This is a genomic window from Flavobacteriales bacterium (assembly GCA_020635395.1).
Classification (GTDB): Bacteria; Bacteroidota; Bacteroidia; order NS11-12g; family UBA9320; genus UBA987.
Genome location: JACJZV010000001.1, coordinates 838,658 through 857,483, shown reverse-complemented (window position 1 = coordinate 857,483; position 18,826 = coordinate 838,658). Strand labels below are relative to the sequence as shown.

Genomic DNA, 18,826 nt, shown 5'->3' with positions numbered 1-18,826 from the left:
CGATTTTGTCGGCCAAGAATTGACAAAATCTTAGAATGTAAAAACTACCTCAAGTTCGTAGTCTTTCAACCGTTTTTGGGCCTCATCCAAATTTTGGGTGAAACCCAAAAAATAGCCACCACCACCACTGCCGCATAGTTTCAGATAGTATGCATTGCTTTCAATTCCTTCTTTCCAAAGTTTATGAAAAACAGCAGGAATCATTGGGCTGAAATTATTTAAAAGCAACTTGCTTAGTTGTTTTATATTACTAAAAAGTGGTTTAATATCTCGCTTTAAAAATGCTTGAATACACGCATCGTTGTATTTTTTAAACTCTTGTTTCAGCATATTTCTAAAACCTTCGTTTTTCATTTTTTCCATAAAAATATTAACCATCGGTTCGGTTTTTCCGGGTTCTCCGCTGTTAATTAAAAAAATTGCCCCTTTTCCATTGGCATCGGCCTGTGGCAAACCAACGGTTCCCATACTGGTTTTTGATTTAATCAATACCGGAAGATTAAGATAGCAAATTAATGGATCCAAACCTGAGCTTTTACCATGAAAATAACTCTCCATTTGGCCAAAAATTAATTTCAGTTCGGCTATTTCCTTGCTTTTTGGTTTTTCTGCAACTTGCTTTTTATCAGCACTATAGCGGTCGTAAATAGCCGCAACCAACGCTCCTGAACTGCCCACTCCAAACCCTTGCGGAATACTGGAATCAAAACTCATTCCTTTGGCAAGGTCTTTTTCAAATTGTGCCGAATCGAAATTAAAAAGTAATTCGTTTTTGGCCGCCAATTCTTTCAAATAAGTACCAAAAGCCTGCAAATGTTGGTTTGAAACAAGTGTTTCGCCTTCCAGCTTTTGGTTGAATTTTAAGCTACCCTTGTAGGAACTATACGGAATGGAAAGCCCCATAGAATCTTGGATGATTCCATACTCTCCAAACAGAAGAATTTTGGCGTAAAAAAGCGATTCTTTTAACATTCCAATTTGGTTGGACCATTGCCAACTTTGTCGCAAATATATTGCTCATTTGCACAATGTACAAGCAATTCGTTTTTGATTAGTTTCTCTGCCATGTCAATATCTTTTTCTGGATAGAGAATATGCACATTGGCACCCGCATCAAGCGTAAAACAAATGTGGCAGTTATTTTCGACTCTAAATTTTCTTATTTTTTGAATAATAGCCAACGTATTTGGCTCCATTAAAATAAACGACGGATTGCTCGTCATCATCAAAGCATGTAGCATAAGAGCCTCGCTTTCAACAAGTTCAACAAACTCATTCAGATTGCCGGTTTTCAAAATATTTGTCAGGTTAACAATATTTTGATTAGCTATTTCAAATCGTTTTTCGGCAAAAGGATGATTGTTTAACAACGAATGGCCAACTGTACTTGATACGGATTTTTTGCCTTCATGCACTATCAAAATGGTATCTTGAAAGGTGTTGAAAACCGGATGAATTTCATTCATTTTTAACCCAAAATAATCGCTGCTTCCACTTATCTCAGGGTGACTTCCCCACTCTACCACGCCACCATAAACCGACCGACAGGCACTGCCGCTACCAATTCTGGCCAAATTGCTTGCTTCTTGATAAAACTCCTTTTTTAGCAGGTTTTGTTCTTGCAAAAAGGTGCAAACGCATAATGCCAATGCACTCATGCCACTGGCCGAGCTTGCTATTCCGCTGCTATGCGGAAAGGTGTTTTTGGTGTGAATTTCAAAATCAAATTCATCCAAAATGGGATATTCCGTAGAAACGGCCTCAAAAAATTTGACCACTTTGTGTTTAAAATCTTCATTTCTTTTTCCTTCAAAAAAAACAACAATTTGTTGTTCCTGTTCCGACTTTTTCCATCGCAACTCAGTGATTGTATGGCAATTATCCAATGTAAAACTGATGCTGGCATTTGCCGGAAGTTGAAAGCCTTTTTTGCCCCAATATTTAACCAAAGCTATGTTGCTCGGACTCTTCCATTTACATTTTTGTGTGTTCATTTGTTCTGATTCAAAAAATTTGTCATTTGCCCATTTTTCTGGATTGGCCATTATATAATTTGATATTCTATTGTAGTCGTCCAAAGAGCGTATTATGTGGTCATAAAACCTCGGTTGCCAATCAAATTCAATGTTGTTTTTTTTGGCATACGTTGTGACCGCCGATTTGTAACCACGAATAATGGATGCCAAATTTTTTGATTGCGGTGCAAATTGATTGATAGAGACGCGATGCATCGCGTCTTTTTCCGTCGAGACGCGATGCATCGCGTCTTTTTTCGTTGAGACGCGATGCATCGCGTCTCTATCCGGATTGTTCGAATTAAATTCGTTTCTGCCAATAATAATTATTCCATGAATATGGTTCGGCATTACCACAAATTCTACCAATTGCTCATTCATGTCGGGTCGCATTTCTATGGTTTTGAACCATTCGGCATGGGCGATTCTGCCAATTTCCGTTGGTTGCAGAGCCGCAATGCGTTGCGGTTCGTTTGGTTCACGTTTCGGCACGTTTGATTCCGCTTTAGCCGCAACGCGTTGCGGCTCTACGATTATTTTACCGAAATAATTTTTTCTATTTTTGGTGCAAATGGTAACATAATACATGGCCTCATTGGCGTAATCCCAATGATACAATCGTGCCGATGGAATTCGATATTTATTGTTAAACAACAACATTTTTTCCTACCAAACCATCTCCTCCCAACTCAATATGGTTGAATAACCATTTTGGATAAAATAATTTCTATTTTCCTGATTTCCAATACACAAAACAAAATCACCGCCCCATGCCCCCAGCGATTTTATTGCCTTTGGATAGTCGGCAAAAAGATTTTCTTTGATGGTTTTCAATTGTAGTATTTTGGCCAATTTTGTTTCGTGCTCCGTCACATATTCCGTAAATTCTTCAACCGTTTTTGATTGAAAAATCTTATCTGACAAATCACTAAAAAAGGAAACCTGCTCGTCTGTAAAACGTTGCATGTCAACCGATTTTATTGCGTTTTCGGTACTTTGTTTTTCCCCTAAATACACAAAAAACAACTCATTGGCAAATGGAGGCTGCCAATTAATGGTGTGCCATACGGGTTCATTATTTTTAATTTGATAAAACAGAGCTTTGTTTTCTAACCCCACGGCCACGTCATAGCCACTACCCAAAAATGCTGAATGCAACAACTTTATGGCATCCACCTCTGTCCATTGCGACAGGTTGGAAACCAAGGTAGAACTGCTGCCCAAACCCCAGTTTTGGTCGAAATTTAATTCGGTTCGCACGTCAAAACCTTGCCGGTTGAGTCGAACGGTTTTTGAGTTTTCTAAAATAAAAATCAACAGTTTTAGCAACCGATTTGAAATCTCTTCATCCGAAGTGTTCGCAACTTTCCTTTTGGTCATATCAAACGCCGCCTGAAACCATATTCTTCCATCGTTATCAAATGATTTCCATCGAATTAGCCCTCGCCTTTCGGTTTCTTCAACCCACATGGTTTGGCCAAAAACAGTGGGAACGGCTAACGCTTTCGTTCCAAATAAGACAGCATATTCGCCCGAAATGAGTAGCTTTCCTGATGAGTAAAACTTCATTGCACAAAATTAGTCATTCATTAAACCTAAATTTTTAATTTTGGCGGGAAAATAACTTTTTTAAAATGAAGAACTTAGGAATCGGCACTCGCATAAAGCACGAAAAATATGGTCAGGGAATTATTTGCCGCATTGGATTGGAGTATATGTCCATCAGCTTTTTTGAAGGCGGTTTAAGAGAGATTGAACGGACTGACACAAGCTTTGAAATTATTGAGTCCATTGAGCCTGAAAATAACATGATTAGTTTTGACGAAATTGAGGATGCTTTATACCGAATTTTGACAAAACACAGCGATACCTCTGAAATTGTGGAGATTGCCGACCGATGGAAAGGCGGACTTTTGGTGTTGGAGCCCAAAGACCCAAATTTGCAGGTAAAGGAAATTCCAATCGACACTTTTTTCCACAAAATAGTGATGGTGCGTGACAGGCTGCGGGTTTTAGAACAAAATATTAATTCGCATAAAGTGCTGACGGATGATGAAAAAGTGAATTTGCAGCAGTACGTTACCCGCATTTACGGTTCGCTTACTACTTTCAACGTACTTTTTAAAAACAAAGACCATCAGTTTGTGGGAGAAAAATCGGCATAGTCCGCATGACATACAACTTCCATTATTCGAGGGTTTTTGTGTGAGTATTTTATGAGGATACGGTTGTTTTTTAAATCAACTACATACTCTGGTTTTAGCTCTTTTTCTTTAACTATATCCTTTGACCAATTTTCGGGTCGATACGAAACTTCAATGGTAAAGTCGAAATTTGTTGGTTTTACCCACGAAGCATAACAATAGACAGGGTATTTTTTGAGGTGATAGTAGGATTGAAAGTTGACTACTGCGAGCAAAAGGACCACTAAACCAACAAAAAGTCCGACACCTCTCGCATAGCTAATTAGCTCAAAATTAGGGTTATACCTTTTGGTGAGATGCAAAAACCTCAACCTTTTAAAACTTGAGGAAAGTACACCCACCGAACAAAAAAATATCAAAAAAATTCCTAAAGTTGGCAGCATATAAAGATTGTTTAAATCTTCCGAAAACCAATTTACATACGCCAAAATCCACCCAAATAACGACCCAACAAACCAGCCTACTACCCTGTATTTTAAAGGAAATTTTTGGTTTTCGTATTCGTAATAGGCAAGGTCATTTTGCTTTTCTATTTCTGCCCAACGCCTCATTTTTTGGGCAATAGTTTCTGACGAAGAACTGGGTTGTGAGGGTGCCGATTGCTTCGAGGTGTGCCCAACAAAAGGGGTACGCAACTTTAAATCATGATACTGTTTGCTAACCGGATTGGAAAGTATGGAATATGCTTTTGCAATTAGCTTAAATTTTTCTTCGGTATTTGGAATATCTGAAACATCCGGATGATATTTTTTCGCCAAATTTCGATAGGCTCTTTGAATAACCTCATCGTCCGCAAAATCCGGAATTTCAAGTATTTTGTAACAATTAATCACCTATTGTTTTTGGCTTAACAGTCTTTCTATATTCTACTGCGAAAATAACCTTTCTAAGTTTTGCAGAGTTTTTGGCAGCTTTAATGATTTTATTTTTTTCGCACCACCAACTCCATAATTTCAGGGTAGCTTCTCGAATATTTAATGAGTACCCGACCATTTTTATAATCAACAATATGCTCTGAAGTGAGGGTTCTTTCCTTTTTTACTTCATAGCCCTCATCGGTTTTATATAACACCTTGGCATCACTTTTATTAAAGGTATCTTCCCGAAAATGAGCATAGTCATAAACACCATTATATTTTAGCTGAAACTCTTTCCTAAACTTATTTGAAACTCCAAAAATCAATGCAAAAACAAGAGCTACGTACAACCCAAATTGCATTGATTTTCGCTCGAAATTTTGTGATGTTTGATGTTTCAAAAAATCAAACCTGAGTTTTTTATACCAAACATTAATGCAGCCAGCCACCCCAACACCCGATATGCACAAACCAAAAGCTATTGGCATATAGATATTTTCATCAAGCAAATTAACATACCAATATTTGAATGCGATAATACCACCGACAATCATTACCAATACATATCCTGCAATTCTTGATTGATAGGGCAAGTATGCTTCCTCAGCTTCATAAAATTTCAAATCTCTGATTTTTAAAAGCTCCGCTCTACGTCTTTGGCGTGCTTCCAAATCTTTTTGCCTTGCCGCCTCTCTCTTTTGTTGAATTTCGGCAAATGATTCATAAGGCCTTCTCAGCCTATCATCGTGCATTTTTTTACTGTTAGGATGAGAAAGAGTTTGATAGGCCTTGGCAATCAATTTGAATTTTTCTTCGGCATTTGGCAGTCCAGACACATCGGGATGGTATTTTTTTGCCAACATTCTAAAAGACTTCTGAATGGTGTTTTCATCCGAAAAATCAGGGATTTCAAGTATTTTATAACAGTTTATCAAATTTTTGGATTGGTTTTTGAATAATTAAATCAGAAACTTGCTCAAATTTACGTTTAATGCAGAAAACGTTATGTCTTTAAAAAAAGTGTCTTTAAAAAAAACGTTGATTTTTCTATTTGCCATTTGTCTATCGGTGATGGCCGGAGCTCAAAATATTTTGCCCGATAATTTTGATTTTGGCAAAGTAAAAATGTGGAACAATCCAACGGCCAGCTACACATTTACCAACAATACGAGCCAAAGGGTAGCCTTTTTGCCCATTACCTATCAGCGAAATTTGTACATCGATTTACCCCTCCAATACATTGCCCCCGGCCAAACCGTAACCATAGAAGCTGTTTTTTATACAGAGGCTAAAGGCAGCTTTTCTGTGAGTCAACCCCTTTATTTGAGCGGGCATAGTGAGCCTATTTATTTAAAAATGTCGGGAAGAATCCAATCTTTTCATCCAGAAGCACAGATGGCTTGCCCGGTTATGAGCCAAAAAAATAAAGTGGAAGCTCTAAACGGAGTAACCAACATTATTGTAAAAGATAAAGAATCTGGCAACGTGCTGAACAATGTGGACATTATGCTTGCCGGATCGAAAAAAAATTATTTGATAGAACACACAAAATCAAACACCACAACCATCAGCGATATACATATTGGATTGTATTTTATTGAAATTTCAAAAAGCGGTTATTTAAGTTTAAAAACCGAAAGCTACATTAATAAAAATACAGGAACCCTGATTTATGAATTACAAAAAGACCCCAATGCAGGTGTAATAGAAGATGAAGAAATCGTGGAAAGCGACAGTACCACAGAGGTAAAAGAAATTGGGAAAGCGGATGCATCGGAGTGGGAGGACATAGAAAAATTGAGACAAATAATGAACGAACGTTTTAAGGGTAAAAAGATTATTGAACAGGACGTTACGGTGATTAATGAAGACTCTCTACAACCACCGGCAAAAATTGAAATTGTACCCGAAACGACCAAAAAAGATACGTCAACATCCGGCGACTTTGCCTCTGACGGCACACTGAACAAAGCCAAATATGCCAGCAACAATATCGTATTTTTGATAGATGAATCATCGAGCATGGCAAGCCATGGCAAGATAGACATGCTAAAAACCTCCATGAAAAATTTGGTAAGTATCTTAAGAGAGCAGGATTTGGTAACCATCGTGGTTTATTCAAGAACCGCAGAAATACGAATGGAATCGACCTCCGGAAATCAAAAGGATAAAATAAATAGTGTTATAGACAACTTGTTTCCCAAAGGCATGTCCTATGGCGATGAAGGTCTGGAAATGGCATATAGCATTGCTCGCAAAAATTTTATTGAAGGTGGAAATAATCAAGTTATTCTTGCAAGTGATGGCGTTTTCAATTCACCATACAACAATCCTAAGAACTTACTAAAAGACGCTAAAAGCAACTCGAACAAAGGCATTTACACAACCACTTTGGGGTTTGGGAACAGTCAGTCTGCATTAAATTTCATGCAACAACTCTCGGAAAATGGCCGCGGTAGTTTTATCAAAATAGAAACTGAGCAACAAGCCAAATCGGCACTAACAACCGAAATTATGAAAAACGCCATCCGGTAAATGAACGTTTGTTCAATGTCATTTCTATCAGCATATTTCCCACACATATTTATTGAGAGGGCTTTTGAAATATTTTTGCAACCATTGTAAAAAACATTTATTGGATGAAAAAATCTGTTACTCTTTTATTTACGTTGGCACTCGTAACCATTGCTTTCCATGCTTTTACAAACCAAAGTGGCCCCGGTGGAAAACTTGCGAACGACCCGGGGGCGGGAAACTGCACCCAATGTCATACAGGCACGGCGTTAAATGGTGGTAGCGGCTCGCCAAACAACATTCAAATATCGGGCAACTTTTCTGGTGGAGGCTATATACCCGATTCGACGTATAATGTTAAAATAACTTTCACACAATCAAGCATTAGCAAGTTTGGGATAAATGCAACCGCCTTATATTCAAGCGATTCATCCACAATGGCGGGTAGTTTTACCATAACCAGCAACCGATTGCAGAAAAGAACAACTACTATTGGCGGAAAATCAAGACAATATGTTGAACAAACATCCACAGGTTCATCAGCAACTTCTACTAATACGGCAGAATGGGCATTTCAGTGGAAAGCTCCAAGCACCAACGTGGGTGATATCTGGTTTTATGTTGTTACCATGTCGGCCAATGGAAATGGTCAAAACTCGGGAGACCAAGTTTATTTTAGAAAAATTGTTATAAACCCATCTTCCCTTCTACCTGTGGCAACGGCCACTGCCTCTAATTCAAACCCTTGTTCTGGAGAAACGGTAAATTTTACGGGCAGCGGCACCAACTCCCCTACAAGCTATAGCTGGGTATTTCCTGGCGGCTCTCCCTCGGTTTCATCTGCCCAAAATCCCTCTGTTTCTTTTACTTCAGCAGGAAAAAAATATGTAACACTTCAAGTTACCAACGCCAAAGGCATAAGCAATAAGGATACTGTAATTGTAGATGTAAAAAAACCTTTAACGGCCTTTATAGCAGGTGGAAATACTCAAACTATTTGCCCAGGAGATTCGGTTGAATTGACCGCCAGTTTATTTTCGGGCTACTCCTATAATTGGTCGAACGGAGCAACAGGAAATAAAATTTTTGCAAAAAAAGCAGGCGACTACTATGTAGTAGTTGACGATGGAAGTTGCTCAAAAATAAGCAATGTGGTTACCGTATCTCATTATACTGTTCCCACACCCACCATAACCCCGTCTGTTGCCGATTCTATTTGCAGAAATGGCACATTGACTTTGACTTCTACTACAGGTTATGACAGCTTTTATTGGTATAACAAATTTGCACAAATAGCCTCATCCACCACCAACACGCATACACTTACTGTCGATTCGGGTTCGAGCTATCGAGTACGTGCTTGGACCTCCAACCACTGTTTATCAGCCTTTAGCGACTCGGTTGAGCTAAAAACGGTAAAAGCAGAAGATGGCCCCGTGATTTCATGCAAAAACACACAGCCTTTTAGCCTTGATTTTGGCTGGACGGTAGCAACACACAACGGCGTTCAAATAAGCTTAGACAGCGGCAAATCTTGGAAAGCTCCAAGCTCAGGAACTATGGGTTTAACCCACAGCATGAGCGGATTAGACCCTGAGACAGATTATCAACTTATGGTACGTGCCATTTTAGGAGTACCATGCAATTTTTCGGAAGCCAGCACGCAGGTCTGCAGAACCGGAAAATGCAGTCCAATTAATGCTCAGGTAGTGTCCGATACTGCAATTTGTAGCGGTGAAGATGTGAATGTAGTTGTTCACGGATTGGCCAACGAAGAGTATTCGCTAAATTTTGAAGGAGGAAATCATTTCAAGGATACAGCCTTCCAGTTTAGTCCAGGGCAAACGGCTACTCATATACTTTATGTTACAGACTCCACTCTTTTAGGCTGTCCGCCAAAAAAATTGAGTTTTAAAGTTAGGGTTGACAACATCTCTACCCCTATTTTAAAAACCCAAAAAACCGGAAATATTTTTTGCGAAGGAGACACCATTATATTTACTGCCTCAAGTGGAAATGAAACATACCGGTTTTTTGTAAATGGAAATCTTCGCTCTACACAGTCCGACAGTTTCTATTTCGAAAGCACCTTTGCCAACGGAGATTCTGCCTTTGTTGAGGTTGAGAACGGGCAATGCTCGGCCACTTCTGATTTAGTTCACTTATTGGTTGCTGCCACTCCCACTGCCACATTTACCTATTCCAGAGTGCATAAGTTGTACACCTTTATTCCGGACAATGCCTTTTATAAAAGCTATAATTGGGATTTTGGCGATGGATTTACAAGCGTTTTGCAACAGCCCGATCACAATTTTGGAACAAGTAGCAACTCAACTAAAAATGTAAAATTGGAGGTAACCGACAATAATGATTGTGTGAATTTACATTCAGAAGACGTTGTAATTCCTGATTTTTCCGGTATAGAAATTTTGCAGAACGACAATGTTGCTATCTTCCCAAATCCGGCCTTTCAAACGGTCAATGTTCATCTGAAAAATGCATCGGAAACTCAATCGCATGTAAAAATTTATACACTTTCTGGCAACGTGGTTTATAGTTCTTTATTTGAAACGTTGGATTTTTCGATTGATTTAACCACTTTTGCAGGAAGTTTGTATGTTATAGAAATTCAAAACGGCGAAATAAATAGTCGCCAGCTTTTGATAAAGAATTAATCAAAGGTGAAATATTAACGTGCTCGGGGGAGGAAGCTTCTCCGGGCTTTTTTTATGCAAAAAATTTCTTGTTAAATTCTTTCTCTCGTTGCTCTAATTGGTTTAGAAATTTTTTGCTTTCTGCGGTGTTTTGATTTAGCAATACATGATTTTTCATTACCAAAATTGGTTTCCATAAATGCACCATTTCTTTGGTTTCTTCATCTAAAACGTTCTCACAAAACCTCTCCCATACATACTCAATGGCCAAATTGTTTGGGTGTACAAAGTCTTTTTCAAAAAATCGGTAGTCACGTAATTCATCCATCACTATTTCGTACGACGGAAAATAAAAGCAGTTGTCATATTGAGAAACTAATTGCTGCACAGCCAAATGCAAAACCGACTTGCTCAGATTATTTTCATGCAATCCATCACGCACATATCTTACCGGGCTAACTGTAAAAAGATATTGGGCGTTCATCGACCGATTAATTACCTGAGAAAATGCCCCAACAATTTCATCCACTTGTAGCATTCTTTTTTGAAAATGATTTGCCGGAAATTTGTGGCAATTTGCAACCACCTCACCATACTTTTCATATACCCATGCCGACCCCAACGTGACTATTATATTTACCTTTGGTTTACTTATTATGTCAATCATTTCTGACTGATTTTTATTAATCTTATTGATTAGCATTTGCCTGTCGGTATGGCTATGGCAGCCATGATGATGCCACGAATACCAAACATCATTGAGAAAAACTAAATCATTTTCAGAATAAGGTGTCATTTGCAAGGCTCTTTGTAGAGATGCGGCAATAGATATTGGATTATAAACTATTCCGTTTGGGTTATTGCATACTTTAAAACAATGGTTCGCGAGGTTTTTGGCCATGTTTTCGCTAAAACAAGAACCAATCGCCATAATTGGTATTTTGTAATTAATAATTGGCTGGATTGGCGGACTAAAATCTATTTTAAACTTCATGACACCCTTTATTATACAAAAAAGCCCCCGCCTGCGGCGGGGGCTTATATCATTTATGAATTTCTAAATTATTCACATTTGTAAGAAAAGCTGGTAACTGTAGTTTCACCAAAAACAGTTGCCGTTCTTTTCGTTGGCAAATTATCTGAGTTGTATTCGTAAGTAGCACTAACACCAATTGGAATACCACCAAATTCGATTATACCACCGTTCATATTATCTTTCAAAAGAGAAAAAATGTCGGAAAAATCAGTATAAATAGTTGGCAATCCATATAGTGGATTTGTTTTGCCGTCAGTTGCACTAACCGTAATTGTTGATACGTCATCCACATCTTTATCTAAAACGCCATCATCATCAGCATCCTGAATCATATATACTTTTGTCAATTTACCTGAAGTATAAGTGTATTCATAACTTGAATACAAAACATCAGAAGGGTCTTCTACCACAAAGTTGTCAACCATTTTAATTGTTCCATCCGTATTGTAGCTAATGTTGTAATATTCCCAAACATCGGCTCCATCATAAACATCTACTCGCGTAACTTGGCTACCAGTGTACACCAATTTGTAAACATCTCCCACTGAACCGTCAGAGCTGCTTGATATTTGAGCAAGTTTACCGCTTTCGTATGTATAAACGTATTTAAAAGAGCCAAACGAATCTGTGTTGCTCAATTCCACCAAATTACTGCCATCCCAAGTATAGGTGGTTTTAGAACCATCATCATCCATAGTTTCAGAAACTCTACAGGTTTTTGTTGGAGTTGGGTCAACCGAATCATCTTTACATGAGCCGAAAAACAATGTGCTGCACACCACTCCGGCAATTGCCAATTTTTTAATTACTTTCATTCTTAAAACTTTATTTTATTAAGTGATGCAATATTACCAAATTGTTTTCACTATACCACACCCCTCTATTTTCTGACGTAAATCTTAAATTATTTATCCAAAAAATTGAATACTACTGCCAAAATGTCACTCACATATTTACCTTTGCAACACATTTTTAGAAGTGGTAAAAAAACAAATTTACATAGAGAGTTACGGCTGTGCGATGAATTTTTCGGACAGCGAAGTGGTTGCCTCCATCATGGCAGAGAGCGGATACGAAACCACTAATAATGAGGAAAATGCGGATGTGGTATTCTTGAATACCTGTTCTATTAGAGATAATGCGGAACAAAAAATACGACACCGACTCAATCATTTAAGAAACAACAAAAAAAGAAATAACCACTTGGTTGTAGGTGTTTTGGGGTGCATGGCCGAGCGGCTAAAAGACCAACTGATGGAGCAAGAAAAACTGGTGGATATAGTGGTTGGCCCAGATGCCTACCGAGATTTGCCAAAACTTGTGGCCGAAGTGGAAGACGGAGACAAAGCCATCAATGTTATTCTTTCTCTTGAAGAAACGTATGCCGAAATAACCCCCACCCGACTGAATAGCAATGGGGTAACGGCTTATATCAGCATTATGCGTGGCTGCGACAATATGTGCAGCTTTTGTGTGGTGCCTTTTACCCGAGGCCGAGAACGAAGCCGAGAGCCGGAAACCATCGTTCGGGAGGCAACAGAGCTTTTCAATGCCGGCTACCGAGAGGTTACCCTGCTCGGACAGAATGTGGACAGCTATTTATGGTTTGGCGGAGGCCCAAAAAAGGATTTCAAAAAACTAACTAAAGAGGAAAAAGAAAACTCTGTAAACTTTGCTCAACTTTTAGAAATGGTAGCTAAAGTAAATCCACAGCTCAGAGTCCGTTTCTCCACCTCACACCCAAAGGATATTACAGATGACGTGCTTTATACCATGGCAAAATATCCAAACATTTGTAAATACATTCACCTTCCTGCACAGTCTGGCAACAGCAGAATTTTGGAAAAAATGAACCGAACCTACGACCGAGAGTGGTATATGGAAAAGGTGGAACGCATTCGACAAATAATTCCGGAATGTGGTATTAGCTGCGATATCATTGCAGGTTTTTGCACCGAAACGGAAGAGGAACATAACGACACCTTATCTTTAATGAAATGGTCTGATTTCGACTTTTCATACATGTATTACTACAGCGAACGCCCTGGCACTTTGGCCGCCAAGAAATATGCCGATGATGTTCCTTTGGAAACAAAAAAACGAAGATTGACGGAAATAATTGATTTGCAAAACGAAGTATCGAAAAGAAAAAACAAAGAACGAGTTGGAAAAATTGTGACGGTTTTGATTGAGTCTGAATCAAAACGCTCGGCAGACGATTGGATGGGCAAATGTGACCAACATATTGTTACAATCTTTCCAAAAGAAAACTACGAAAAAGGTCAATACGTTGATGTGCAGATTGAGAAATCAACCACCACCAGCCTTATTGGAAAGGCTGTAGGTTTGACCTCTTTTGAAAATGCCGAAAAACCAAAATTGGCAGAAACGGAGGTAGTTCGATAATGGATTTGCAACAAATTAAGCAACGATTTGGCATTGTAGGAAACTCGCCACGACTAAATTATGCTTTGGAAACAGCCGTTCGAGTGGCACCCACCGACATCACCGTTTATATACAAGGTGAAAGCGGCGTGGGTAAAGAATCTTTTTCAAAAATTATTCATCAGCTTAGCAACAGAAAGCATGGGCCTTTTATAGCCATCAACTGTGGAGCTATACCGGAAGGAACAATAAATTCAGAGCTTTTTGGACACGAAAAAGGTGCTTTTACCGGTGCCATAGACAGCCGAAAAGGATATTTTGAAACCGTAAACGGAGGAACCATATTTTTGGACGAAGTAGGCGAATTGCCACTCGAAACGCAATCAAGATTATTGAGGCTATTAGAAAATGGAGAATACATAAAAGTAGGTTCCTCAAAGGTGCAAACTACCGATGTACGTGTAATTACGGCCACCAACAAAGACCTATTTGTCGAAACCCAAAACGGGAAGTTCAGAGAAGATTTATACTACCGCCTTTCTACTCTGCCCATAAAAGTGCCTGCATTGCGTGAGCGTCCGACCGACATTTTGCTTTTGTTTAAGAAATTTTCGTTCGATCTGGCCGAAAAATATCATTCGCCAGAGATTGAATTGGATGCCGATGCAGAAAATTTATTGATGAAATATGCTTGGCCGGGAAACATTCGGCAATTGAAAAATTTGGCCGAACAGCTTTATGTATTAGAGCAAAATAAGCTGATTTCCGCAATGACTCTGAGTCAATACCTACCAGACGGCAACAACCGTTTACCTGCAATTGCATCACATTCCAATAGCAGTGGAAATGATTTTTCTGAAAGAGACATTTTTTATAAAGTGCTTTTCGACATGAAAAATGAAATGTCGGATTTAAAAAAGATTGTGCTTGAACTACTCAAAAAAAGTGGCTCAAAAGAAGAAATTGTTCAGGGCAATCAGGCCATTATTCAACGTGTATTGGCCGAGGCTGGTAGCCCTTCAAACGATTATTCATCCGAAATTACCATCAGCAGAAATATGGATGAGGAGGATCAGAACAACGACCACCATCACTTTATAATTGAGCCCGATGATGCGGTAAATATGGAAGAAAACCTTTCGCTTGAACAAAAAGAAGAAGAATTGATAAAAAAAGCTCTGCTTAAAAACAATGGCAAACGAAAGCGTGCCGCACGAGATTTGGGCATTTCTGAGCGAACATTGTATCGAAAAATAAAACAATATGAACTGGAATAAAACGAGCATATTTTTGTTTCTTATTTCGGCAAGCTTGTGGTCGTGTTTCTACAGCTTTAAAGGCGTTTCTATACCGGCAGAGATAGAATCTTTTAGTGTTGATTTTATTGAAAATAATGCCTCAATTGTTAACCCTGCCTTGAGCCCCATGATTACTAACAAACTTCGGGACCAATTTTTGAGGCAGACAAAATTGAAAATGGTTGGAGAAAACGGCGACTATGCTTTTAGCGGATACATCAGCGACTATCAGGTAAAAGCCATGGGGTCGAGCACCACCACAGGTGCAACCCAGAACCAACTGAGCATTACGGTTCACATAAAACTGGTGAGCGAAAAAGCCCCGAGCAATGCTTTTGAAACCAATTTTACGAAAACTGAAAGTTTTGATGCCAGCAAAAACCTATCGGATGTTGAATCAGAACTTATCGAGACGATATCTGACAATTTAGTTCAGGAAATATTTAATAAATCTGCAAACAATTGGTAACTTTTTTTTGACAGCTACCGACATCATATCTTTTGTTGAAAGTCCTGAAAAATTGGGGCATGAACAGTTTTTGTCGATTGTTGAATTTCAAAAAAAATATCCCTGGTTTTCAACCCTGCATACCTTAGAGGCACGTTGTCTTAAAAATGAAAAGAAATTTACCCTAAAAAAAGCGTTAAAAAAAGCATCACTTTTTGCCGGAAATAGAGAAGTTTTGTACGCCTTTTTGCACGATGAAAAGCAAAAATCACTTCAATCGGTAACCACAGAAAAAGAAACTGTTTCAGCCATTTCCGAACCAAAAACGGTTGACGCAGCAGACGTTTTGGTAGAAACTGTCGAGGAAATTCTACCAGAAATACCCATGGAAGAAATTATTACACCTATTGAGGAATCGGTTGTGGAAATTGCAGTCCCAAAAGTGGATACACCCGAATCTATTGAAAAGGAAAATCCGAAAAAACCCGTGGTTACACCGGTTTATGACCCATTAATTGAATTACAAAAATTTGTCAAAGGAGATACAAATGAGTCTAAAGTTGTAAAGAACATTCCGCTGGATGAAACCCCAACCCCAAAACCCAAACCGACAAACGAAAAACATGGATTTTTGGATTGGTTGAGTGAATTGGATGCCCCTGAAGAAACCAAAAAACCCAAACCTCGACCCCTCATAATTAGTGATGAAGCAAAAGAGCTTTTAGAAAATTTCATCAAAAACCGACCTCAAAAAGCGAAAATTCGGATAAATTTAGACAAAACAGAAATTGCCAAAAGCTATGAAAATCAAATTGTTACCGAATCTTTAGCCGATTTGCACCTAAAACAAAAGAGACCCGACTTGGCATTAGATATTTATGAAAAATTGAGGTTGCAAATTCCCGAAAAGATGGCTTATTTTGCAGCCCTTATCGAAAAAATAAGAAAAGAACATAATTTAGAATAAAAGAACAATGTATAATCTCATCGTAATATTGGCCATCATTGTAAGTATCGCACTTATTTTTATTGTTTTAATTCAAAAACCAAAAGGTGGCGGTATTTCTTCTAACTTTTCGGCTGCCAACCAAATTATGGGAGTTAAAAAAACCAACGATTTTGTTGAAAAAGCTACTTGGGGTTTAGCCATTGCTCTTTTGTTTTTGACTTTGGTAAGCAACTTGGTTGTTCCCGGAACCAAATCAAGCGATGTTGAAAAATCGGGTGTTGAGGATGTAAACTTGGATATTCCTAACATTCCTAATACGGCACCTGAACCAAACAATGCCCAAAATGGTAACAACGGTGATGTACCTGTTGGAACCCCATAATTCAAAATTTACTGACACAAATTTTCTTAAACTGCCATTCTGACCCACCTTTTTGACGTATCGTCAGCAGAATTTGTTTTGGCACAAAAAATGAGATTTGGCCAATAAAAAAATACACGTTTAAATAATTGTAGATATGAAAATTCAACCATTAGCAGACAGAGTTTTGGTAGAACCTGCGGCGGCAGAAGAAAAAACAGCGGGCGGAATTTATATTCCTGACACCGCAAAGGAGAAGCCTCAAAAAGGCACGGTTGTGGCCGTTGGCCCCGGAAAAAAAGATGAACCAACGACTGTAAAGGTTGGTGATTTGGTGCTTTATGGAAAATATTCAGGCACAGAACTTCAGGTAGAAGGAAAAGACTATTTGATGATGCGGGAATCAGACATCCTTGCAATTGTTTAATCTAAATTTCAACGAAAAAAGAACAAAAAATGGCAAAACAAATTCATTTTAATGTAGATGCTCGCGATGGTTTAAGAAGAGGTGTTGATGCCTTGGCCAATGCGGTAAAAGTAACGTTGGGTCCAAAAGGAAGAAACGTTGTTATAGACAAAAAATTCGGTTCACCCACCGTTACGAAAGACGGTGTGAGTGTTGCCAAAGAAATAGACCTTAAAAACCCCATTGAAAATATGGGTGCACAAATGGTAAAAGAAGTTGCCAGCAAAACGGCTGATATTGCCGGAGACGGAACAACTACTGCCACCGTTTTGGCTCAAGCCATTGTAAGTGCAGGATTAAAAAATGTGGCCGCCGGAGCCAACCCCATGGATTTGAAACGAGGAATTGACAAAGCGGTTACCGCTGTTATTGCCAATTTGAAATCTCAATCGCAAACCGTTGGAGATGATTTTAAGAAAATTGAACAAGTTGCTTCAATTTCTGCTAACAACGACGAAGTAATTGGTGCCTTGATTGCCAATGCTATGCAAAAAGTAGGTAAAGACGGGGTAATAACTGTTGAAGAGGCAAAAGGTACAGAAACTGAGGTAAAAACAGTGGAAGGTATGCAATTTGACAGAGGCTATCTAAGTCCATACTTTGTAACCAATGCTGAAAAAATGGAAGCCGAGTTGGACAATCCATTCATTTTGATTTACGACAAAAAAGTAAGTACAATGAAAGAAATGCTTCCAGTGCTTGAGCAAACTGCTCAAACAGGAAAGCCATTGTTGATTATTGCAGAAGATGTAGAAAGTGAAGCTCTTGCTACATTGGTTGTAAACAAAATAAGAGGCTCGCTCAAAGTTGCAGCTGTTAAAGCTCCAGGCTTTGGCGACCGAAGAAAAGCCATGTTGCAAGATATTGCCGTATTAACAGGTGGTACAGTTATTTCGGAAGAACAAGGTCAAAAGTTGGAAGATGCTACTTTGCACCACCTCGGAACTTGCGAAAAAGTGGTTATTGACAAAGAAAACACCACCATTGTAAATGGTGCCGGACAAAAAGCCGACATCAATGGTAGAATTGGTCAAATCAAAGCTGAAATTGAAATCTCTACCAGCGATTACGACAAAGAAAAACTTCAAGAACGTTTGGCCAAATTGAGCGGCGGTGTTGCCGTTCTATACATTGGTGCTGCCTCTGAGGTGGAAATGAAAGAGAAAAAAGACCGTGTTGACGATGCCTTGCACGCCACAAGAGCGGCCGTAGAAGAAGGCATTGTTGCCGGTGGCGGTGTAGCCTATGTTCGTGCAATCGAGGCTTTGGCTGATTTGAAAGGAGAAAACGACGACCAAAGTACAGGTATTCAAATTATTAGAAGAGCTGTAGAAGAGCCATTGCGTCAAATTGTACACAATGCGGGTGGCGAAGGTTCGGTAGTTATACAAAAAGTAAAAGAAGGTAAAGGCGACTTTGGATACAATGCCCGCACCGAGCAATACGAAAACTTGATTGGTGCAGGCGTAATTGACCCAACAAAAGTGAGCCGTGTGGCATTAGAAAATGCAGCTTCAGTGGCCAGTATGTTGTTGACCACCGATTGCATTATTGCTGACGAACCGGAAGACGAAAAACCTCATGGAATGCCAGACATGGGCGGCATGGGTGGAATGGGCGGCATGATGTAATCTGCCTT

General features: G+C 39.0%; 17 protein-coding genes. 10 read left to right on the top strand and 7 right to left on the bottom strand.

Annotation, left to right across the window (positions count from 1 at the left end; translation table 11 throughout):
• Positions 1-30: 30 nt before the first annotated feature.
• The 3 genes from H6607_03655 to H6607_03645 all read right to left on the bottom strand — a co-directional run bounded on the left by H6607_03655 (position 31) and on the right by H6607_03645 (position 3,584).
• The gene (locus tag H6607_03655) at positions 31-972 is read right to left on the bottom strand and encodes a mevalonate kinase (GenBank protein MCB9261447.1); all 942 of its coding nucleotides are present in this window, start codon (positions 970-972) and stop codon (positions 31-33) included.
• Complete coding sequence (gene mvaD, locus H6607_03650) at positions 966-1,994, bottom strand: diphosphomevalonate decarboxylase (protein ID MCB9261446.1); 1,029 nt, start codon at positions 1,992-1,994, stop codon at positions 966-968. Before mvaD ends, H6607_03655 begins: the two co-directional genes overlap by 7 nt.
• Before the next feature lie 687 nt (positions 1,995-2,681).
• Positions 2,682-3,584 (bottom strand): GHMP kinase, encoded by a 903-nt coding sequence (locus H6607_03645; GenBank protein ID MCB9261445.1) that lies wholly within the window; start codon positions 3,582-3,584, stop codon positions 2,682-2,684.
• Positions 3,585-3,649: 65 nt separating this feature from the next.
• Here H6607_03645 and H6607_03640 point away from each other — a divergent pair, with 65 nt between their 5' ends.
• Positions 3,650-4,180 (top strand): hypothetical protein, encoded by a 531-nt coding sequence (locus tag H6607_03640; protein MCB9261444.1) that lies wholly within the window; start codon positions 3,650-3,652, stop codon positions 4,178-4,180.
• On the opposite strand, the gene H6607_03635 is transcribed toward H6607_03640, so the two are convergent.
• Together H6607_03635 and H6607_03630 are read right to left on the bottom strand one after the other, a co-directional pair.
• Positions 4,153-5,052, bottom strand: coding sequence for a DnaJ domain-containing protein (locus H6607_03635; protein ID MCB9261443.1), 900 nt, complete (start codon positions 5,050-5,052; stop codon positions 4,153-4,155). The genes H6607_03640 and H6607_03635 overlap by 28 nt on opposite strands.
• An 89-nt stretch (positions 5,053-5,141) precedes the next feature.
• Positions 5,142-6,011: a DnaJ domain-containing protein gene (locus tag H6607_03630; GenBank protein ID MCB9261442.1), complete on the bottom strand. Its 870-nt coding sequence runs from the start codon at positions 6,009-6,011 to the stop codon at positions 5,142-5,144.
• An 85-nt stretch (positions 6,012-6,096) separates the two neighbouring features.
• Here H6607_03630 and H6607_03625 point away from each other — a divergent pair, with 85 nt between their 5' ends.
• Entirely contained in the window at positions 6,097-7,611 is a 1,515-nt protein-coding gene (locus tag H6607_03625) for a VWA domain-containing protein (GenBank protein MCB9261441.1), read from the top strand.
• Positions 7,612-7,715: 104 nt separating this feature from the next.
• Positions 7,716-10,265 (top strand): PKD domain-containing protein, encoded by a 2,550-nt coding sequence (locus tag H6607_03620; GenBank protein MCB9261440.1) that lies wholly within the window; start codon positions 7,716-7,718, stop codon positions 10,263-10,265.
• A 52-nt stretch (positions 10,266-10,317) separates the two neighbouring features.
• Here the strand turns inward: H6607_03620 and H6607_03615 are convergent, their stop codons facing one another.
• Together H6607_03615 and H6607_03610 are read right to left on the bottom strand one after the other, a co-directional pair.
• The gene (locus H6607_03615; protein MCB9261439.1) at positions 10,318-11,238 is read right to left on the bottom strand and encodes a GSCFA domain-containing protein; all 921 of its coding nucleotides are present in this window, start codon (positions 11,236-11,238) and stop codon (positions 10,318-10,320) included.
• Positions 11,239-11,306: 68 nt separating this feature from the next.
• Positions 11,307-12,095, bottom strand: coding sequence for a hypothetical protein (locus H6607_03610; protein MCB9261438.1), 789 nt, complete (start codon positions 12,093-12,095; stop codon positions 11,307-11,309).
• Positions 12,096-12,300: 205 nt separating this feature from the next.
• Between H6607_03610 and miaB the strand changes: the two genes are divergently transcribed.
• The 7 genes from miaB (at position 12,301) to groL (ending at position 18,818) form a co-directional block, all read left to right on the top strand.
• The gene (miaB, locus tag H6607_03605; protein MCB9261437.1) at positions 12,301-13,686 is read left to right on the top strand and encodes a tRNA (N6-isopentenyl adenosine(37)-C2)-methylthiotransferase MiaB; all 1,386 of its coding nucleotides are present in this window, start codon (positions 12,301-12,303) and stop codon (positions 13,684-13,686) included.
• A complete protein-coding gene (locus tag H6607_03600) occupies positions 13,686-14,942 on the top strand; it encodes a sigma-54-dependent Fis family transcriptional regulator (protein MCB9261436.1) in 1,257 nt (418 codons plus the stop codon). Before miaB ends, H6607_03600 begins: the two co-directional genes overlap by 1 nt.
• Positions 14,929-15,432, top strand: coding sequence for an LptE family protein (locus H6607_03595; protein ID MCB9261435.1), 504 nt, complete (start codon positions 14,929-14,931; stop codon positions 15,430-15,432). The genes H6607_03600 and H6607_03595 overlap by 14 nt, the downstream gene beginning before the upstream one ends.
• A gap of 7 nt (positions 15,433-15,439) precedes the next feature.
• On the top strand, positions 15,440-16,378 hold the full coding sequence (locus H6607_03590; GenBank protein MCB9261434.1) for a hypothetical protein: 939 nt from the start codon (positions 15,440-15,442) through the stop codon (positions 16,376-16,378).
• Positions 16,379-16,385: 7 nt separating this feature from the next.
• Positions 16,386-16,742, top strand: a complete 357-nt coding sequence (secG, locus tag H6607_03585) for a preprotein translocase subunit SecG (protein MCB9261433.1) — start codon at positions 16,386-16,388, stop codon at positions 16,740-16,742.
• 136 nt (positions 16,743-16,878) lie between these two features.
• A complete protein-coding gene (locus H6607_03580; GenBank protein MCB9261432.1) occupies positions 16,879-17,148 on the top strand; it encodes a co-chaperone GroES in 270 nt (89 codons plus the stop codon).
• A 29-nt stretch (positions 17,149-17,177) separates the two neighbouring features.
• Positions 17,178-18,818, top strand: a complete 1,641-nt coding sequence (groL, locus tag H6607_03575) for a chaperonin GroEL (protein ID MCB9261431.1) — start codon at positions 17,178-17,180, stop codon at positions 18,816-18,818.
• The last annotated feature ends 8 nt before the right edge of the window (positions 18,819-18,826 follow it).